Origin of the sequence: Streptomyces sp. 840.1 (genome assembly GCF_003751445.1) — a bacterium.
GTDB lineage: Bacteria > Actinomycetota > Actinomycetes > Streptomycetales > Streptomycetaceae > Streptomyces.
The window spans coordinates 4,386,467-4,403,910 of the sequence record NZ_RJUU01000001.1 but is presented as its reverse complement, the minus strand read 5'-3'; the positions used below and the strand labels follow the sequence as shown (position 1 = coordinate 4,403,910).

Below are 17,444 nucleotides of genomic sequence, written 5' to 3'. Positions count from 1 at the left end.
GAGAATATTAAGGCTTGCTTCGGTCTGAGTGCGTCGCCTAGCATCCAGCCCCAGTGCAGGCGCTGTCCCAGGTACCCCACATGAATTGATGAGGGTCAAGGAGTGAGCCACTTTCTGCCCGTAGAGACGTCACGTGTCCACACCATGGCAGCGGTCGATCTGGCACCGCATCTCAACAACGTCGCCCTTACCGCGATGCAGAACCTGGGCGACGGCCGGCTAAACGTTTGGGGGAACAGTTTGCAATTCGAAACCATCCCTTCCGGCCGTCTCTCGGTGGATGGGGTCCCCTTCGAAACCTTCAACGAAGTCGACTCCGAGCCGGACAACATCCGCTGCGACGCCCAGTATCTAAAGCTTCCCGAGAGCAAAGCGGACTGGCTCCATCTATTGACGGCCGCAGAGCGGCGCTGCGAGGAGACCGTCCACATCCATTATTCCTCCGGCGCCGTCGACCCTGAATGGATCAGGGTCTCCGATTTCTGGCCGGCGCGGGCGCACTTCGGTGAATCCCTCGCGGCGACATCACCCTCGATGCACTATCCGCACCATCGCCAGGGCAACCTCTCCGGGCAATTATGGGCAGTTCGGATACCCGTGACGCGAAGAGAGCCGGTACGGGCGCTCCGGCTGCCCGACAACCCGGCCCTGCATATATTCGCCCTCACCATGGAGACCGTTCGGTGACCGCCCCGGCAGGGGGCTCTTTTGTTTCCTGGTACGACGATCTGAGCAGTTGTCTGCAGACAGATATCGGTTACGTACTCGAGCGGGCGGGGTGGGATCCTGTCCAGGCGCTCGGCGCCGGCTGGCGTTTTTGCGCACCGACGGGCCCGGTCGAATCCGTGGAATACTTCCATCCGGCCGGCGACCGCGTCGAAGAGTATTTTTGCCTGCACCATCCGGTATCGCTCCGCTGGCACAGTCCTCGCGACGCCGCCGCTGCCCACCACGACGTGGTCGCCTCCCTCGCGCGCGGCGTTCCGCCCGTGGTCGCGGTGAACAACTACCACCTGCCCTTCCGGCCCGCCTACCACGACGTCCACGCGGCCCACCTCATCGTGGTCACGGCGTACGACCCGGAGCGGGACGTCTACCGGATCGCCGACCCCATGCCGCCCGCCCACCGCGGAGACCTCCCACGCTCCGTCCTCGACGAGGCACGCCACCGCCTGGCGGTCGATGACACGAGCGACCCGTTCTTCGCGGGCAGTTCACCGTCCTGGCGCTGGCTGGAGGTGCGCACCACCGGGCCGCAGCCCCTGCCCTCGCTGCCCTGGCTGCGCGAGGTACTGACGGACAACGTGGCCTCGATGCGCGACGCCGCCGCGGCCGGGGGCCCGGCCGTCCTCGTGCGCCTGCTCGACGAACTGCCCGGACGGATCCGTCGCGAGGGCGTGCGGGCCCTCCAGGAGATCTACGTCCTCGGCTGGCCGGCCCAGGCCGAAGCGAGCCTGCACAGCACCTTTCTCACCCGGGCGGGGCTGCACTTCGAGCGGCCCGACCTCGTGGAGGCCGCCCGGTGGGTCGACCTGGTGGCGCACAGCTGGACGGGGCTGCGCGTCGGCGCGGCACACGGAGCCGTCGCGGACTTCCCCGCCGAGCACCGGGTGGCAGCCCTGGGACGGCGGCTGCTGGTGCACTGGGAACAGTGCCTCCAGCGCCTCGAGGACGTACTCACGCACTGGGAAGACAAGCCGGAGGAGACCTGATGGGCAAGCTCGCCATGCTCGGGGGAACACCGGCCGTCCCCTCCGGCACCACGTCGGCCGCGACGCTCTGGCCGGTCGTCACGCCCGGGGACGAGCAGGCCGTGTCCCGCGTGCTGCGCGGTGGCCGGCTGACGGCGACAGCGGCCGGGGAGAGCGAGGTCCCGGCGCTGGAGCGGGAATGGGCCGAACACGTCGGAGTGGCCCACTGCGTGGCCGTCAGCTCGGGAACCGCGGCCCTGCGGGTCGCGCTCGGCGCGCTCGGCATCGGCCCCGGCGACGAGGTCGTCGTCCCCGCGCTGACCATGAACGCGACCGCCCACGCGGTGGTGCAGTGCAACGCCACACCGGTGTTCGCCGACATCGATCCCGACACCTACACGCTGGATCCGAAGCGGGCGTCCGAGGTGCTGACAGAGCGGACCGCGGCGCTCCTGCCCGTCCATCTGCACGGTCTGCCGGCCGACATGGACGAGCTGGCCTCCACGGCCGGGGCCGGCGGGCTGGCAGTCGTCGAGGACGCCGCGCAGGCGCACGGCGCCACCTACCGGGGCCGGAGAACCGGAGCGCTCGGCCTGCTCGGTGGCTTCAGCCTCCACCCGAGCAAGAACCTGCCGACCTGCGGGGAAGGCGGACTGATCACCACCGACTCCGGTCCGCTGCACGAGGCCGCGCTCGCGCTGCGGAACTTCGGCGAGCGCGCACCGGCCGGCACCCGGACCTACATCGCGCACCGTGCGGGCGGCAACGCCCGGCTCGGGCCGGTACAAGCAGCCTTCACGCGTTCGCAGCTGACTCGTCTTCCGGCCTACTCGAAGGACCGGGACCTGGCAGTCACCGCCCTGCTCGGCAGGCTCGCGGCGCTGCCCGGACTCCGGGTTCCCCAGGTACCCGAGGACCGCTCGCACGCCTGGCACATCATCCGGCTCCTGCTCGTGCCCGAGGAGATGGACATGGCGGGCATCGCGCCCGCCTCGGTCCGCCGGGCCCTGCACCGCGTACTCAGGGCCGAAGGGGTGCCTGTCTCCCAGTACCAGGTGGCTCCGCTGCCCGCGCACCCGGCCTTCCGCCCCGCCGGCCTGTCGTACGAGGACATCGCCGACCGGTTCCCGTCGTCCTGCCGGGTCATCGACGGCTCGCTCTGTCTGCAGCGGCGCCACCTCAATCCGGCGGCCGCGGACGTACTCCCCCTGTACGCGCGGGGTTTCGAGAAGGCCTGGGAGCACCTCGGCCTGGTCCGCGACATCGCTCGGGCGCAGACCGGCGACGACTGGCGCCGGCACTTCCCGGACGGTGCCCGATGACACGCCACCTCGTGGAACTCGCCCACCGGCTGCGTCGCGACATCGTGGGAATGGCCGCGGGTCCGCAGGGCGCGCACCTGGGCGGCAGCCTCTCCTGCGCGGACATCCTCGCCGTGCTGTACGGCGAAGTCCTGGGCGAGCGGGACGCCTTCATCCTCAGCAAGGGCCATGCCGCACCCGCGCTCTACGCCGCTCTCGCCGCCACCGGACTGCTCGACCCGGAGGAGCTGACCCGATACGCGACACCGGGAAGCCGGCTCTTCGGGCATCCGCCCCGCGGGCTTCCCGGTGTCGAGTTCCCCACCGGCTCACTCGGACACGGACTGAGCCTGGCCTCGGGACTGGCCCTGGCCGAGCGGTTCTCCGGCGGCTCCGGCCGCGTCTATCTGCTGCTCGGTGACGGCGAGTTGCAGGAGGGGACGGTCTGGGAGGCGGCGATGTTCGCCGGGCACCAGCGGTTGAACGGCCTCGTCGCGGTCATCGACCGCAACCGTCTCCAGATCACCGGGTCCACCGAGGACTGCGTGGGCCTTGAGCCCCTCGCTCCGAGGTTCGAGGCATTCGGCTGGGAGACGCGGACGGTCGACGGACACGATGTGGACGCCCTGCGCACGGCGCTGCGCCGTCCCGGCGAGCGTCCCGTCGCGGTGATCGCGCGGACGCTGAAGGGGCGAGGGGTGTCCTTCCTGCAGGGGAAGACGGCGAGCCACTACGTGACACTGCGGCCGGAGTTGCTCAAACGCGCGTACGCGAGCCTGGAAGCGCGGAATCCCTCATGACGGCCGCACCGGACAGGAGGGAGCCGGAGTCCCCCCGGCTCGCATACCGCAGGGCGCTGATCGAGCTGGCCGGCACCGATGAACGCGTCATCTGCCTCGACTCGGACACCGGAGGCCTGGAGAAGACCTTCGGCGCCCGGTTCCCCGGGCGATACGTCAATGTGGGGATCGCGGAGGCAAACATGTTCGGCATCGCCGCCGGACTGGCCTCCCGCGGATACCTGCCCTACGTCCACACCATGGCCACGTTCGCGACGATGCGGGCCGCCGAGCAGCTCAAGGTCGACATCGTCGGCAACGAGCTGCCCGTACGCATCGTCGCGACGCACGCGGGCCTCTCCGCGACGCACTTCGGAACCACCCACTACGGACTCGAGGACCTGGCCGTCGCCAGGGCGCTGATGGATCTGACCGTCGTGGTTCCCGCGGACGCCGAGGAGATCGGTGCGGCGCTGCGTTCCCTGCACTCCCTGCCCGGACCCTCCTACTTGCGCCTCGGACGCTCGGCCACTCCCGCGGTGCACGACGTCGTCCCCCGCTTCGAGCTCGGGCGCATGGTGACCCTGCGGCCGGGCGGCAGTGTCACGCTGATGGCCATGGGGCCGCTGCCCGTACTGATGGCCCTCCAGGCTGCGGACGCGCTCCTGGCCGACGGGGTGCGCTGCCGCGTGGTGCAGGTGCACACACTCTCGCCGCTGGACACCGGGACGGTGGTGCACGCCGCGAGGGCAACCGCCGGGCTGGTGACGGTGGAGGAGCACCGCCCCCGCGGCGGGCTGGGGGACGCCGTCGCGGAGACGCTCGGCGAGCACTGTCCCGTGCCGCATCTGCGGGTCGCCGTACGCGGCCGCGTGGGGACCGTCGTGCAAGGACACCGAGAGGCTCTGGAGGAAGCCGGCGTCAGTGCGGCGGCGATCGGCGCGGCCGCGTTACGTGTCATCGGAAAACCTGAAGCCGAGGGGTGGACGCCTGATGCCTGATCCCACTAGGACGAAGATCGCCGAGATCTACGGACGTGTACTGAAGATCGAGGACGTCCGTGACAGCGACGACTTCTTCACGCTCGGCGGCACCTCGCTGTCGGCGATCGCGCTGCTGGAGGCCATCGACAAGGAATTCGGCGCGCGGCTCACGCCCGGGGTCTTCTACCGGGCCACGGTCGTTTCCGAGCTCGCCCACGAGGTGAATGCCCGGCTCGCGGGCACCGGCGAAGGAGCATGACATGCGGCTTTCCCGACCTCCCTTCGGCCCTGCCGAGTTCAAGGACGCCGATCTGCTCGATTCCACCTACTACGCGGCCGCCGATCCGCACGCGCTCTGGGCTCAGCTGCGGGAGCACGACCCCGCCTACTACTGTGACCCGGCCGACGGACGCGAGGCGTTCTGGGTGCTGACCCGGCACGAGGACGTGTCGATGGTCCTGCGCGACTACGAGTCGTTCACGTCCCGGCGCGGGACCATGCTGTGCATCATCGATCTGAGCATGCCCGACTTCGCCTCCGACGAGATGATGCCCGACACCGATCCGCCCCGGCACCGGATGCTGCGGGAACCGGTGAACCGGGCCCTGACCCCCCGGGCCGTCGCCGCACAGGAGGAGCCGATACGCGCGATCGTCCGCGACCTGCTGCGCCCGGCGCTCGACGGCGGAGTGTTCGACATGGCGCAGGCCGCGCTGCTGTTCCCCATGGCCTTCACCGGAACGCTCATGGGTCTGCCGCAGGAGAACTGGCGCCGCATGTCCGAGCTGACGGCGATGACGATCGCCTATGACGATCCCGACTACTCGGTCGGCGACTCCAGGGCCACGCTCCGCCAGGCACACCATGAGCTGTTCGACTTCTTCCTGAGCGAAGTCCGGCGCCGGCGGCATTCCGGCGCGCACGGCCAGGATCTGCTGAGCATCCTGCGCGCGATGGATGTCGACGGGTCCCCGCTGACCGAGCAGCAGCTCGTCCTCAACTGCTACGCCCTCCTCCTGGGTGCGAACGTCACGACCCCGCACGTCACGTCGACGCTGGTGGCCATGATGGCCGAGCACCCGGGGCAGTTCCGCGAGGTCCGTGACGACGAGAGCCTTCGGCGGCCCTGCGTGCAGGAGGCCCTGCGCTGGTCGTCCCCCGCGAGCCACTTCATGCGCTACGCGCTGCGCGATGTCCAGCTGCACGGCAGGACGCTGCGGGAGGGCGAGCCGGTGAGCGTGTGGCTGGGCTCGGCCAACCGTGACGAGCGGGTCTTCGACCGGCCGTACGAGTTCGACGTGAAGCGGCAGCCGAACAAGCACGTCGCCTTCGGGGTCGGGCCGCACTACTGCATCGGCGCGGGTCTGGCCACGCTCGGCCTGCGCGTCTTCCTGGACGAGCTGATGAACCTGGTGGAGCGGGTCGAGCCGGCCGGCGAGGTGACCCATCTGGCATCGAACCTGGTGGCGGGCTACAAGAACATGCCGGTGCGGCTCACCCCGAGGGCCGGCGTCACCGAACGCACTCTCTCGGGGGCCGCCGGATGACCGGCTCGCCACGCCCCCCGGCCGCGTTCAGGGCCGCGTCCTGGTTCGACGACCGGTTCCGGATCCGCGGCGCATCCGCGAGCCTGTACTGCTTCCCCTTCGCGGGAGGGACGGCAGGCTATTACGCACCCTGGGCCGAGCGCTTCCACGACGCGGTCGAACTCGTTCCCGTCCAGCTCCCCGGCCGGGGCCCCCGGATGGCGGAACCCGGTCCCACCGACATGGCGGGGCTTGCCGACGAGATCGCGGCAGTGATCGCGCGTGCACCGACCCGGCCCCTGCTGTTCGGGCACAGCATGGGGGCGATCATCGCCTTCGAAGTGGCCAGACGTCTTGACCGGCTGGGCAGTCCGGCGGAATTCCTGTTCGTCAGCGGGCGTCCCGCCCCGCCCATCGGCCGCCCCGAGAGCCTCGTGTCGACGCTGCCGAGAGCCGAGTTCGTGCGGGTGCTCCGCGACTACGGGGCCGCCTCGGAGGAGATCCTGGCCCACGAGGAGCTGCTCGACGTGCTGATCCCGATGATGCGTGCCGACTTCGCTCTCATCGAACGGTACGGGTACACGCCGGGCCAGGCCCTGAGCTGCCCCGTTCTCGCCTGGTGCGGCGACGCGGACCCCGACGTGCGGGCCGAGGAGATGCGCGGCTGGGGTGAGATGACCTCGGAGCGGTTCGAGCTGTTCGTCCGGCCGGGCGGACACTTCTTCCTCACCGATCACCGGGCCGAGGTCGCGGTGACGATCCAACAAGCCCTCAAGGTCTGACCGTTACGGGTGTGCCGCGCCCCGGTCGGGGCGCGGCACACCGCGCAGTCAGTCAGCCCCGGCGTCGTCGATGGCCGTGGCGAGCTCCCGGACGGTCGGGTGGACGTACAGCAGCCTGGCCGGGAGCTCGCGCCCGAAGTACTCGCCCAGGCTGCCCGCCATCTGCAGCACCTGGATCGAGTCGCCGCCGAGCGCGAAGACCGAGTCCTCCCGGCCCACCGGCCCCTGCTTCAGCTGTTCCTGGAAGACCCGCGCCACCACCGCCTCCGTCGACCCCTGCGGAGCCACGTACCGCGAGGGCCGGGCCGCGCCGTCACGGTGGGCGAGGATCCGGACGACGTCGGGGCTGCCCCCCGCGTCTCTCGCGATCCGCGGGACAGCCAGGACCTGGGCCAGTACGCCGTGCTCGCTGAGGGCCGCCGCGACGGCGCTCCTGACGGTCTCGGGTTCAGCACAGTCCTCGGGCACCACGGCCACCACGGTGCTGCCGCCGGCGAACTGGTCCGGCGCGAGATGTGCCGCCAGGTGGGGGTTGCCCGGGTCCGGGCCGATCAGCAGATACGGCCGGGGCTGGTTCAGTGCCGCGAGCAGCAGCCCCAGGCCGTCGGAGGGTTCGATCAGGCGCAGTCCGCGACGTTGTGCGGCGGCCACCAGCGGACTGCCGTCGTTCATGCCCACGCCGGCCCACATGCTCCAAGCCAGACAGCGGACGTACCGCCCACCGGCCGCCCAGCGGTGTGCGAAGCCGTCGAGCGCCGCGTTCGCCGCGGCGTAGGCGCCGTAGGCGCTGCCGCCGAGGAATCCGTTGACCGAGGAGAACAGCACCACGCCGGTGTCCGGGTGGCTGTCGAGCAGTTCCTCGACCGCCGCCCCGCCTTCGAGTTTGGAGTGCAGCATGGTCCGCAGCCAGGGAACGCTCTCCCTGCCGAGCTGATGAGCGGAGAGGTCCTCCCACTGCGGGGCCGGGGAGGCGCCCGCGGCGTGGATTACCAGGCCGAGGCGCCGCCCCCAGTGCGCCTCGGCGTCCGCGACGGCTTCGCGCAGTGCGCCGGCGGCGGCGACATCCACTGCCGCGTAGCGCACATCACCCAGGTCGCGCAGATCGCGCAGCACGGCACCGGCATCCGTGCCGGGCAGTTCGGCCTCAGGTGTGCGTCCGGTGATCAGCAGTCGGGCGCCCAGGGCGGCTACCAGGTACTCGGCGACGATCCGGCCGAGACCGCCGAGACCGCCGATGACCAGACAGGTGCCGCCGGGCCGCAGGGCCTCGGGCGGGACGCCGAGCGTGCCGGCTCTGGCCGTCATCCGCAGCCTCGGTGCGTACGCGACGCCGTCCCGGACGGCGACCAGGTCGGTTCCGTACGTGGCCAGCGCGAGCCGTGCGCTCTCGGCCGCGTCGGCCTGCGGGGGCACGTCGACCAGCCCGGCCGAGGCGAGCAGCCCTTCGGTGACGGCGCTGCGCACCAGGCCGGACAGCGCTGCCCGGCCCGGGTCGACCTCGTCGTCCGCCGACACCCCGAGTGCGTGCCGGGTGAGGACGGTGACCTCGGCGTCCGGGTGGGCGCGCGCGAGAGCGCCGAGAGCGACCAGCAGACGGGCCGGCGCGAGGCCGTCCGGTGCCGTCCCGGCCGCTGTCGGCTCACTCCCCCACGCGTACAGCACGCGCGGGGGCTCGCCGAGGCCCCCGGTGAGGTGGGCGAGCGCGAGGTCGTGCTGTTCCGGGTCGAGAGGGTCCACCTCCGCGTGCCTCGGTCCGGGGGCCCGCAACCGCTGTCCGGCCGAGAGCACCCTGACCCGTTCGCCGGACAGGAGCCCGGTGAGTTGTGCCTCCAGGGCGCTGTCGCCCGGCGCATAGAGCAGGACCGGCCGGGCGGGCGGGGTGGCGGCGGCCGCGTCGACGGCTGTCCAGACGCGTTCGAGCAGCCAGTCGTCGTCCGTCGGGTCCGGCGCGGACCTCCGGTCGTACTGCCGTCCGTCGAACCGTCCGTCCGCGTAGGCCTCGGCGAGCTGGTTGCGCTGGATCTTGCCGCTGGCCGTCCTGGGGAACTCGGCGGCGGTCACGGGGACGACCGCCTTCGGGCGCAGGGCGAGGTCGCGGGCGAGCTCCGCCCGGATGGCGGTGACGGTGCCGTCCAGGTCCCCGGCCGCGTCCTCGGCCGGTACGAAGAACACGAGGATCTCACCGGTGTCGGCCTCCTCGTCACGGACGGCGCACACGGCGGCGCAGGCCGGTCGCACCCCCGCGCTCTGTTCGACCACCGCTTCGATGTCGGACACCGGATGGTTGGCGCCGTTGACGATCACCATGTCCTTCTCACGGCCGGTGAGCGTGAGGCGCCCCTGGCGCAGGAACGCGAGATCCCCGGTCTCGAACCAGCCGTCGTCGGTGAAGCTCGCCGCGTTGGCGGCCGCGTTCTCGAAGTAGTCGAGCAGCAGGGTGTCTCCGGTGACCTGGAGGCGTCCGACGCGGCCTTCGGGGAGGACCTCGCCTTCGCGGCCGACGATGCGAAGGCCGACCCCGGGTATCGGGGGCCCGACGTCGGCGAGCACTACGGCGCGAGGTGTGCCGTGCGGAAGGGTGACCAGCCGGCCGTCCAGCGAGGCCGGGTCGAGCGAGACGGTACCCGCGGCGGGGTCCCGCGCGTCCATCGCGGAGTAGGTGACGCCCGAGGAGGTCTCCGACATGCCCCAGCAGGGGACCATGGCGGAGGGCGGCAGACCGTGGGGGGTCAGCAGTTCGAGAAGCCGGTACGCGGTACGCGGCACGACCGCTTCCCCCGCGTTGCAGATGTGGCGCAGCCGCGAGAGGTCCCAGCTGCCCGCCTCGATCTCCGCAGCGTGCTTGTTGACCAGCGCGAACGCGAAGTTGGGCGCCCAGGTGTTGGTGATCTCGAAGCGGTCGCACCAGTCCAGGAGGCTCACCGGACGGCGGACGAGCGAGTCCGTGAGCGCGTTGACGTGCTCGCAGCGCAGCAGGACGTCCCGCACGTTCGACATGACGATGCCCCCGACGTGGTCGAGGGGCATGAAGTTCAGTGTGACCTCGTGCTCGGTGAGACCGTTGGCCTGGGCGGTCGCATAGCTGCGCGCCACGATGGACCTGTGCGCGTGCCGGACGCACTTGGGCGTTCCCGTGCTGCCCGAGGTCAGCAGGTTGAGCACCGGCTGATCCGGGTGGGCGGTCTCGGGCCGGTCGGGTCCGGCGGCCGTCAGCTCCGCCACAGAGCCGGTCCTGAACTGTGCCCCGGCCCCCCAGAGACGGCCCAGACCGGCAACGCCGTCCCGCAGCTCCGTATCGCTCAGCACGAAGGGCCTGCCGAGCAGTTGCCAGGCGGACCGCAGCTTTCGGGTGACGGCGTTGTCCGCCGTGTAGTCGGGCGCGGGCCCCACCGGGGTCGGCAGGAAACCCCCGAGCACACAGGCCCAGAATCCGGTGAGGAAGGCGCGGCTGTCCGCGCACTGGAGGAGCACGGCCTCACCCCGGCCGACGCCTGCCTTCCGCAGCCCGCCCAGCAGCCGCAGCGCCTCGTCCAGCAGCTCCGGGTACGTCTGCCGGTCCGTGCTCCCGTCCCGGAGAACGAAGGTCGTGCCGCGCTCCGGCGCGAGCTCCGCCGCCCGGAGCAGGGCCTCGGTCAGCGTTCCCACGCCGTCGGCGGGAACCCTCGGCACGGGACCGGTGCTGACGGCCGGCCGGTCGTCCGGTACCGGGGTTCCGCTCGCCGCACCCGTCACCGGCGTCCCCGAGGTGGCCCGGTCGCCGGAGGCGGCCGGTGTCCGTACCCGGTGGCGGGTGATCGCGACGGCCTCGCGCACGCCGGGAACAGCTCCCGCGAGACGACCGATCCCCGTCACGTCCGCCGGCGCCGTGCGCGGCGCCCCGCCCTTGTCACTCACCCGTTCTGCCCCTCACTGTCCAGTACCGCGTGGGCGATCGTCCGGGCGGCCGCAGGCGTCATCCGGCTGACGAAGTAGTGGCCGCCGTCGACCTCGTGGTGCTCGTGACCGTGCTCGGTGCACTCCCCCCAGGTCTGCGCCAGGCCGCCGCTCACGACCGTGTCGTCCCGGCCGCGTACGGTCGTCACCGGGCAGGGCAGTGTGGGCCGGCGCTCGTGCTCGTACCGCTCCCACAGCGCGAAATCGGCTCGCAGCATGGGCAGCAGGAACTCCAGCATGGCCGGGTTGGCCAGGAGTGCCTCGGGCAGCCCGCCCCGCAGGCGCACCGCTTCGGTGAACTCCTCGTCGGGGAGTTCGTGCAGCGGGGCCTGAACCGGGGTGACGTACGGGGCCGGCTGGGCCGCCGCGATCAGGCGCCGCGGCCGTACGCCGAAGCGCTCGGCCATCTCCTGGGCCACGTCATGGGCGAGGAGAGCCCCCGCGCAGTGCCCGTACAGCACGTACGGCGTGGTGCAGAAGGGCCGCAGCGCGATGGCGCAGGTACGCACCAGCGTCGGCAGGTCCGCCGGCGCGTCCTCCCGCGCGCGGTCCTCCCGGCCCGGCAGCTGCAGCGCGAGGACCTCGACCGAGTCGGGCAGGAGGCCGGGCCAGTCCCGGTAGACGGACGCGCCGGCGCCCGCGTAGGGCAGACAGATCAGCCGCACCGCGGGCGCGGCACGGGCAGATCTGCGGATCCACGGCGATTCGGCGGTGAACACCGCCCCTGTCATGAGGCGTCACCGAATCTGGTGCGGACGAGCTCCGCGATCTCCTCGTCGCTCCGGCCCTCCACCAGGTCGAGCGCGCTCGCGAGGTGGTCGCGCCGCACGCTCTCCCTGGCGAGTGCGTCGTCGATGATGCGGGCGAGTCCGGTGACGGTCGGCGCGGAGAAGAACTCGGCGATCGGTACGTCGACGCCGAACACGGCCTTCACCCGGGGCGCGATACGGATCGCCTGGAGGCTCGTACCGCCGAGGGCGAAGAAGTTGACATGCCGGGCCACCCTGGTGCCCAGCAGCGTGGCGAAGACCTCGCTCGCCACGGTCCGCTCGGTGGGTGTGCAGTCCTGGAGGTCGCTGTCCGCCGCGCTCTCCAGTCCGGCGAACTCGACCGCGGGGAGTGCTCTGCGGTCGACCTTTCCGCTCCGGGTCAGCGGTACGCCGGACAGCGGCACGAGCACGGTGGGGATCATGGTCGGGGGCAGCCGGTTGCCCAGTGCGGAGCGCACGGCGTCCAGCTGCAGTTCCGTCCCGGCAGCGGGCACCACATAGGCGACGAGGAGCGTGCCGCGGTGCGGGTCGACCGCGATGTCGGCGACAGCCCGCGCGACTCCGGGGACGGCCTGCAGGGCGGCTTCGACCTCGCCCAGTTCGATGCGCACGCCCCTGACCTTGACCTGCCGGTCGGCCCGGCCGAGGAAGGCGAGGTCACCCGTGTCCCGCCAGATCGCGAGGTCCCCTGTCAGGTACATCCGGGAGCCGGGCGGGCCGTACGGATCGGGCCGGAAGCGCTCGGCCGTGAGGTCGGGGCGGCCGAGGTATCCACGCCCCAGTCCCCGCCCCGCTATGGCCAGTTCACCGACGGCGCCGGCCGGCAGCAGTCCCCCGTCCGCGTCCACCACGTAGGCGCGGTGGTTGCTCATGGCCCGGCCCATGGGAGGCGACTCGGCCCATCGTCCCTCGCACTGCTTGGCCAGCACGGTGACCGTCGTCTCGGTGGGGCCGTAGCCGTTGGTGAACGCGCAGTGGCGTGCCCACCGGGTCGTCAGCTCGCCGGAGAACGCCTCTCCGCCGACGAAGGCGACACGCAGGTCCGCATAGCGTTCGGGCGTGAGCAGCTCCATGATCGCCGGCGGGAGGTCGATGACGGTGATCCGCTGGTCGACCATGAGCGCGTCGATGGAGTCGATGGAAGACCGCTCCTCGTCGTCCACCATGTACAGGCGGGCGCCCGACAGCAGCGCGCCGAAGATCTCGAACACGGAGACGTCGAAGCCGACGGACGCGAACTGCAGCATGCGGTCCTGCGGGCCGAGGCCGAACATGTCCCGCACGGTCCGGATGAATCCGGTGGCGTTGCGATGCTCGATGAGGACGCCCTTGGGGACGCCCGTCGACCCGGACGTGTAGATGACGTAGGCCAGTTGCTCGGGTGGCACCTCGACGTCCGGTGCGGTGTCGGGCAGCCCCGACACGTCGTCCTCCATGTACGCCACGCGCACTCCGGCCGCGCCGAGCAGTTCCCCGGCGCCCTCGGAGGCGAGGACGACCCGGGCGCCGCAGTCGGCCACGATGGACCTGACCCGTTCCGCGGGCTGGCCGAGGTCCACCGGCACGTAGGCGGCGCCGGCCTTCAGCACGGCGAGCATCGCCTCGACGACGGGGCTGCCTCGCTTGACCAGGACCGGCACACAGGTCCCCGGCTCCACCCCGAGCTCCAGCAGCCGGTGCGCGCGCCGGTTGGCCCGTGCCTCGAGCTCCGCGTACGTCACCTCCCCGTCCCTCCCGACGAGGGCGACCCGGCCCTTGTGCTCGCGGGCGACGCGCTGGAACACCTGGTGCACCGAATCCTCGGAGTACGGCCCGAGCCGGACGTTCCACTCCTCGAGAACGGACTCCCGCTCGTCCGGGCCCGTGATCGAGAGCTCGGTGAGGGACGCCTCCGGGGACGCGCAGCCGTCCTCGAGCAGGCGCAGATACCGGTGGACGAGCCGCTGCGCGGTGGAGTCCCGGTAGAGCGCTGTCGCGTAACGGACCGTCACCGACGACCCCGGTCCGTCGAGCACGGTCTCCAGGGACAGTTCGTACGGGCTGGCACCCGTGTCGATCTGTTCGGCGGACATGGTCAGCCCGCCCGCCGACGCCGTCACGGGCGCGTGCGTCCGGGCGTCGAAGCCGATCTGCACCAGCGGAAGCCTGGCCGGGTCGGGGTCGAGGTGAAGGCCGTCGAGCACGAGCTTGAAGGGGAGGCTTCCGTGCTTCTCCGCGCCGTCGCGCACGGCACCGGCCCTGCGGACCACTTCGGCGAACGACAGTCCGTCCATCCCTTCGAGGCGCAGCGGCAGGAGGTTGCCGCAGTCGCCGACCAGCAGTCCGGGAGCGAACGGGCCGGGCACGGTGTACCGCATCCCGACCGTCAGATCGGTGGCTGCCGTGTGCCGGGCCAGAGTCGCGTAGAAGGCTCCCAGCAGTACGTCCTCGGCCGGCACCCCGAGGCGCTCGCCGAGTGCCCTGACCGAGGCGGCCAGTTCGGGTTCGAGGGGACTGCTCACCGCGGCGGCGGTCAGGTCGAGAAGACGGGACCGCGGCCGGTCCGCCGGCAGTTCGGTGTTCTCCCAGGCGGCGAGCGTCCGCTGCCAGTACTCGGCGCATTCCCTGGCCTCGTCACCGTCCACCCAGGCGCGCTGCCAGCTCGCGTACTCGCCGAAGTGCGGGCTGTCCCCGGCGAAGGACGGCTCCTGTCCGGCCAGGCGCGCCCGGTAGGCCTCGGCGAGATCGGGCAGCAGCACCTCGATCGACCGGGGGTCCATGACCAGGTGGTGCGTGACGAGGACCAGCACGTGCTCGGTGGCGGACACCCGGAGCAGACGCAGACGCACGGGGCTCTCGGCGTTGAGGTCGAAGCCCTTGCGCAGCTCCGTGCCGACGATCCTCGCCCCGTGTTCCTCCGGGCCCCGCTCTCCGCACGGCTCGCTCTCCAGCGGGACGGGCCGGGGCGGCCGCACGACCTGGACCCCGGTCTCGTGCTCGTGCGGGAATACGGAGCGAAGAACGCTGTGCCTCTCGACGACGTCATTCAGCGCGTGTCCGAGCAGGCGCTCGTCGAGCGGTCCGCGAAGGCGGATCGCGAATCCGATTCCGTACGCCGCGCCGCTGGAGGAAACCTTGTCGAACAGCCACAGCTGTTCCTGCCGGAAGGACAATGGCGCAGTGCGCGCACCTCGCGAGACATTGTCCAGCCGGGAGAGCAGATCTTCTCTTCGGTCCGCCGACATACCACGCAGTCTGCGGAGTAACTCGCTTTGCTGACTCATTTCTCCCCAAGTCCACCAAGAGTGACGGGCAGTTAAACCGGAATGGCGTGTTCGGGTCTTGGGCCTCGCGCTCAGTGCGGTCTTGGGAACCCCAACTCGACCTCACAGCAAGGCATCTGAGAGACAGTCAAAATACTGCGAAGGTTGTGAACGTGTGCCACAGTAGTGTTGCCATCGAGTCTCGACAAGGATCAAGCCATGGATTTCGGCGTCCCTAACAGAACCGTTGACTTCAGACAAGAGCTCAAATCCACCCTGTCGGCCACAGAAACCCGTCGCCTGCTGCACGCGGTACACCAGAGGAACGACGGTATGGACGGCGACGTCCGCGAGCTCTATCGTCATCTCGGGCGCGAGGGTATTCTCGCTCCGTCGTGGCCGGCGGAATACGGAGGCAGGGACGGAGACTTCACCGAGACCGTCGTACTGCTGGAAGAGCTGGTCAGACACGGCATACCCCAGAGCCTCTACTACATCTCCGTGCAGATCGTCGGCTCCCTGATCCTCCAGTCGGGCACCGAGGAGCAGAAACGCACACTCCTGCCGCGGCTCGCCTCCGGGGACCTCACGGCGTGCATCCTCTTCACCGAACCGGAACACGGCTCCGACCTGGCGAGCGTCACCACCCGCGCCGCTCCGGGACCGGGCGGCGAAGGCTGGGTCCTCAACGGGCGCAAGACCTACAACCTGAAGAGCGCCTACGCCGACATCGCCCTGTGCGCCGTCCGGACGGACGTGAGCGAGAGCCGGTACCAGGGGATCAGCCTGTTCCTCGTCCCCATGAGCACGGCCGGGGTCTCCGTACGTCCCCTTCCCAGCCTTGCCGACGAGCAGTTCCACGACATCGCGCTGGTGGACGTGAGTGTCGGGCCCGAGGCACTCTTCGGAGCCGCAGGGCAAGGATGGTCACTCATCACCCGGATGTTCGCCGCGGAACGCAGTGGACTCGACTACTACGCCAGGGCCGGGCACTGGCTCGGCCTCGCGGCGCGGAGCCTCACCGCTCACGACGGGGTGCCGGGTGAAACGCGGGGCGCGGATGTCGCGGAATTCGCGAAACACCGGGCACGGCTCGACGCGAGCCGGCTCCTGACCTGCCGCGCCATGCAGCATCTGCAGGAGGACCGGCCCGACATCAGCGATGCCTCCCTGGCCAAGTGGCACTGCAGTGAGACCGCCCAGGCCATCTCCTGGTGGGCACTCGACACCCTGGGTACCCAGGTCATCGAGTCCGGCTTCGAGACCGGTGGGTCCGCGCTCGAGGCGGCCTATCGCGAGGCTCCAGGACTCACGGTCTCGGGCGGCGCCTCGGAAGTCCTGCTCGACATCGTCACAGGTGCCCGGTTGCTCGAGGACGTGGAGACAGGGGGATAGACCGTGGATCTTCAGATGGACCCCTTTCAGGTCCAGCTCGCCGACGCCGTGGACGCCGCTCTCAGCAGGACGAGCGACGTCCAGGCCGAGCTCGCGGCGATCGGGGTGCCCGAACTCAGCCTTCCGGAGCGGCTCGGCGGGTTCGGACTCGGGCTCAGCGCGGACATCATCGTCAACGTGCAGCTCGGGCGCGGCCTCGTGCCGCTGGCCGCCCACCGGGAGACCATGCTGGCCCTTGAACTCGCGGCAGCCGACCGGCTGCCGGACTCCCTGGTCAAGCAGGTCATCAAAGGCACCGCTCACGCGGTCACGATCGGTGTGCACTGCGCGCCGACCCTGCGCGCCGACGACGAGAACAGGCTCTGGGGCGAGAGCGAGTACCTGCCGGACTGCGAGGTGAGCCTCGCGGTGGTCCGCGCGGTGGCCCAGGGCGGGGACCACCGCTGGTACGTCGTGCGCCCGGACCCCGGCACCTCCAGCTCGCGCGGGAGCGCACTGCTCGGCCTGCCGGGCCGGCGCCTGCAGTTCTCCGGCGCCCCCGCGGCGCCGGCCACCCCGGATGACGGGCAGCTGCGGCGGAGCCTTGACGCGGCGCGCATCAGGCAGGCGGCGCTCCTCCTGGGCGTCGCCGACCGGGCCGTCGATACCGCGCGCGGCCACGTCAACCGCCGTATTCAGTTCGGGCGGCCGCTGGTGGAGCTCCAGACGGTCGCCCACCGGCTCGCCCAGCTGGTCGGGGCGGCGGACGGCTGGCGGCTTCTGCTGCACGAGGCGGCCTGGCGGCACGACCTCGGCCGGGACTGCGCGGCCCACGCCGCACAGGTGCTCGCGGCGGCGACCGAGCATGTCCTCCGGTGCACCCGGCTGGCGATTCAACTGCACGGAGTACGAGGCATGCTGGCGCATTCGACCGTGGCGACGGCCTACCGGATCGCCTCCGTGGAGGGAAGCCGGATGGGCACGGCCCCCCGGCTCTGGAGGGAGGCGGGAGAGGCGCATCTCGCCGCTTCGAGCCCGGCTCCCGGCCTGGCCGAATGAGGCG

At 71.1% G+C, this 17,444-nt stretch carries 13 protein-coding genes; 10 read left to right on the top strand and 3 right to left on the bottom strand.

The window, feature by feature from the left end:
* Positions 1 to 102: 102 nt before the first annotated feature.
* From EDD93_RS20155 to EDD93_RS20120, 8 genes are read left to right on the top strand one after another with little or no spacing between them, the layout of a single operon-like run.
* Complete coding sequence (locus EDD93_RS20155; RefSeq protein ID WP_260255794.1) at positions 103 to 687, top strand: hypothetical protein; 585 nt, start codon at positions 103 to 105, stop codon at positions 685 to 687.
* Complete coding sequence (locus EDD93_RS20150; RefSeq protein WP_123526468.1) at positions 579 to 1,712, top strand: BtrH N-terminal domain-containing protein; 1,134 nt, start codon at positions 579 to 581, stop codon at positions 1,710 to 1,712. Before EDD93_RS20155 ends, EDD93_RS20150 begins: the two co-directional genes overlap by 109 nt.
* Complete coding sequence (locus tag EDD93_RS20145; protein ID WP_123526467.1) at positions 1,712 to 3,013, top strand: DegT/DnrJ/EryC1/StrS aminotransferase family protein; 1,302 nt, start codon at positions 1,712 to 1,714, stop codon at positions 3,011 to 3,013. The genes EDD93_RS20150 and EDD93_RS20145 overlap by 1 nt, the downstream gene beginning before the upstream one ends.
* Positions 3,010 to 3,792, top strand: a complete 783-nt coding sequence (locus EDD93_RS20140) for a transketolase (protein WP_123526466.1) — start codon at positions 3,010 to 3,012, stop codon at positions 3,790 to 3,792. The genes EDD93_RS20145 and EDD93_RS20140 overlap by 4 nt, the downstream gene beginning before the upstream one ends.
* Positions 3,789 to 4,772, top strand: a complete 984-nt coding sequence (locus tag EDD93_RS20135) for a transketolase family protein (RefSeq protein ID WP_123526465.1) — start codon at positions 3,789 to 3,791, stop codon at positions 4,770 to 4,772. Before EDD93_RS20140 ends, EDD93_RS20135 begins: the two co-directional genes overlap by 4 nt.
* Positions 4,765 to 5,013 (top strand): phosphopantetheine-binding protein, encoded by a 249-nt coding sequence (locus EDD93_RS20130; protein WP_123526464.1) that lies wholly within the window; start codon positions 4,765 to 4,767, stop codon positions 5,011 to 5,013. Before EDD93_RS20135 ends, EDD93_RS20130 begins: the two co-directional genes overlap by 8 nt.
* Before the next feature lies 1 nt (position 5,014).
* Positions 5,015 to 6,301 carry a cytochrome P450 gene (locus EDD93_RS20125; RefSeq protein WP_123526463.1) on the top strand — a complete coding sequence of 429 codons (1,287 nt, stop codon included), beginning with the start codon at positions 5,015 to 5,017 and terminating at the stop codon, positions 6,299 to 6,301.
* Entirely contained in the window at positions 6,298 to 7,062 is a 765-nt protein-coding gene (locus EDD93_RS20120) for a thioesterase II family protein (RefSeq protein ID WP_123526462.1), read from the top strand. Before EDD93_RS20125 ends, EDD93_RS20120 begins: the two co-directional genes overlap by 4 nt.
* A gap of 48 nt (positions 7,063 to 7,110) precedes the next feature.
* On the opposite strand, the gene EDD93_RS20115 is transcribed toward EDD93_RS20120, so the two are convergent.
* The 3 genes from EDD93_RS20115 to EDD93_RS20105 are packed head-to-tail and all read right to left on the bottom strand — an operon-like array spanning position 7,111 to position 14,917.
* The gene (locus tag EDD93_RS20115) at positions 7,111 to 10,956 is read right to left on the bottom strand and encodes an SDR family NAD(P)-dependent oxidoreductase (RefSeq protein ID WP_123526461.1); all 3,846 of its coding nucleotides are present in this window, start codon (positions 10,954 to 10,956) and stop codon (positions 7,111 to 7,113) included.
* The gene (locus EDD93_RS20110) at positions 10,953 to 11,726 is read right to left on the bottom strand and encodes a thioesterase II family protein (RefSeq protein ID WP_221217321.1); all 774 of its coding nucleotides are present in this window, start codon (positions 11,724 to 11,726) and stop codon (positions 10,953 to 10,955) included. The genes EDD93_RS20115 and EDD93_RS20110 overlap by 4 nt, the downstream gene beginning before the upstream one ends.
* Entirely contained in the window at positions 11,723 to 14,917 is a 3,195-nt protein-coding gene (locus EDD93_RS20105) for a non-ribosomal peptide synthetase (protein WP_185092386.1), read from the bottom strand. Before EDD93_RS20105 ends, EDD93_RS20110 begins: the two co-directional genes overlap by 4 nt.
* A gap of 423 nt (positions 14,918 to 15,340) precedes the next feature.
* Here EDD93_RS20105 and EDD93_RS20100 point away from each other — a divergent pair, with 423 nt between their 5' ends.
* Positions 15,341 to 16,402: an acyl-CoA dehydrogenase family protein gene (locus EDD93_RS20100; protein ID WP_221217320.1), complete on the top strand. Its 1,062-nt coding sequence runs from the start codon at positions 15,341 to 15,343 to the stop codon at positions 16,400 to 16,402.
* 15 nt (positions 16,403 to 16,417) lie between these two features.
* On the top strand, positions 16,418 to 17,440 hold the full coding sequence (locus EDD93_RS20095; protein WP_221217319.1) for an acyl-CoA dehydrogenase family protein: 1,023 nt from the start codon (positions 16,418 to 16,420) through the stop codon (positions 17,438 to 17,440).
* Positions 17,441 to 17,444 lie beyond the last annotated feature (4 nt).

What these genes read in the sequence shown, in the direction of transcription:
- EDD93_RS20135 (WP_123526465.1), top strand. Translation starts at nt 3,789, where the DNA reads ATGACGGCCGCACCGGACAGGAGGGAGCCGGAGTCCCCCCGGCTCGCA.
- EDD93_RS20120 (WP_123526462.1), top strand. Translation starts at nt 6,298, where the DNA reads ATGACCGGCTCGCCACGCCCCCCGGCCGCGTTCAGGGCCGCGTCCTGG.
- EDD93_RS20145 (WP_123526467.1), top strand. Translation starts at nt 1,712, where the DNA reads ATGGGCAAGCTCGCCATGCTCGGGGGAACACCGGCCGTCCCCTCCGGC.
- EDD93_RS20100 (WP_221217320.1), top strand. Translation starts at nt 15,341, where the DNA reads ATGGACGGCGACGTCCGCGAGCTCTATCGTCATCTCGGGCGCGAGGGT.
- EDD93_RS20110 (WP_221217321.1), bottom strand. Translation starts at nt 11,726, where the DNA reads ATGACAGGGGCGGTGTTCACCGCCGAATCGCCGTGGATCCGCAGATCT.
- EDD93_RS20150 (WP_123526468.1), top strand. Translation starts at nt 579, where the DNA reads ATGGGCAGTTCGGATACCCGTGACGCGAAGAGAGCCGGTACGGGCGCT.
- EDD93_RS20095 (WP_221217319.1), top strand. Translation starts at nt 16,418, where the DNA reads ATGGACCCCTTTCAGGTCCAGCTCGCCGACGCCGTGGACGCCGCTCTC.
- EDD93_RS20130 (WP_123526464.1), top strand. Translation starts at nt 4,765, where the DNA reads ATGCCTGATCCCACTAGGACGAAGATCGCCGAGATCTACGGACGTGTA.
- EDD93_RS20140 (WP_123526466.1), top strand. Translation starts at nt 3,010, where the DNA reads ATGACACGCCACCTCGTGGAACTCGCCCACCGGCTGCGTCGCGACATC.
- EDD93_RS20125 (WP_123526463.1), top strand. Translation starts at nt 5,015, where the DNA reads ATGCGGCTTTCCCGACCTCCCTTCGGCCCTGCCGAGTTCAAGGACGCC.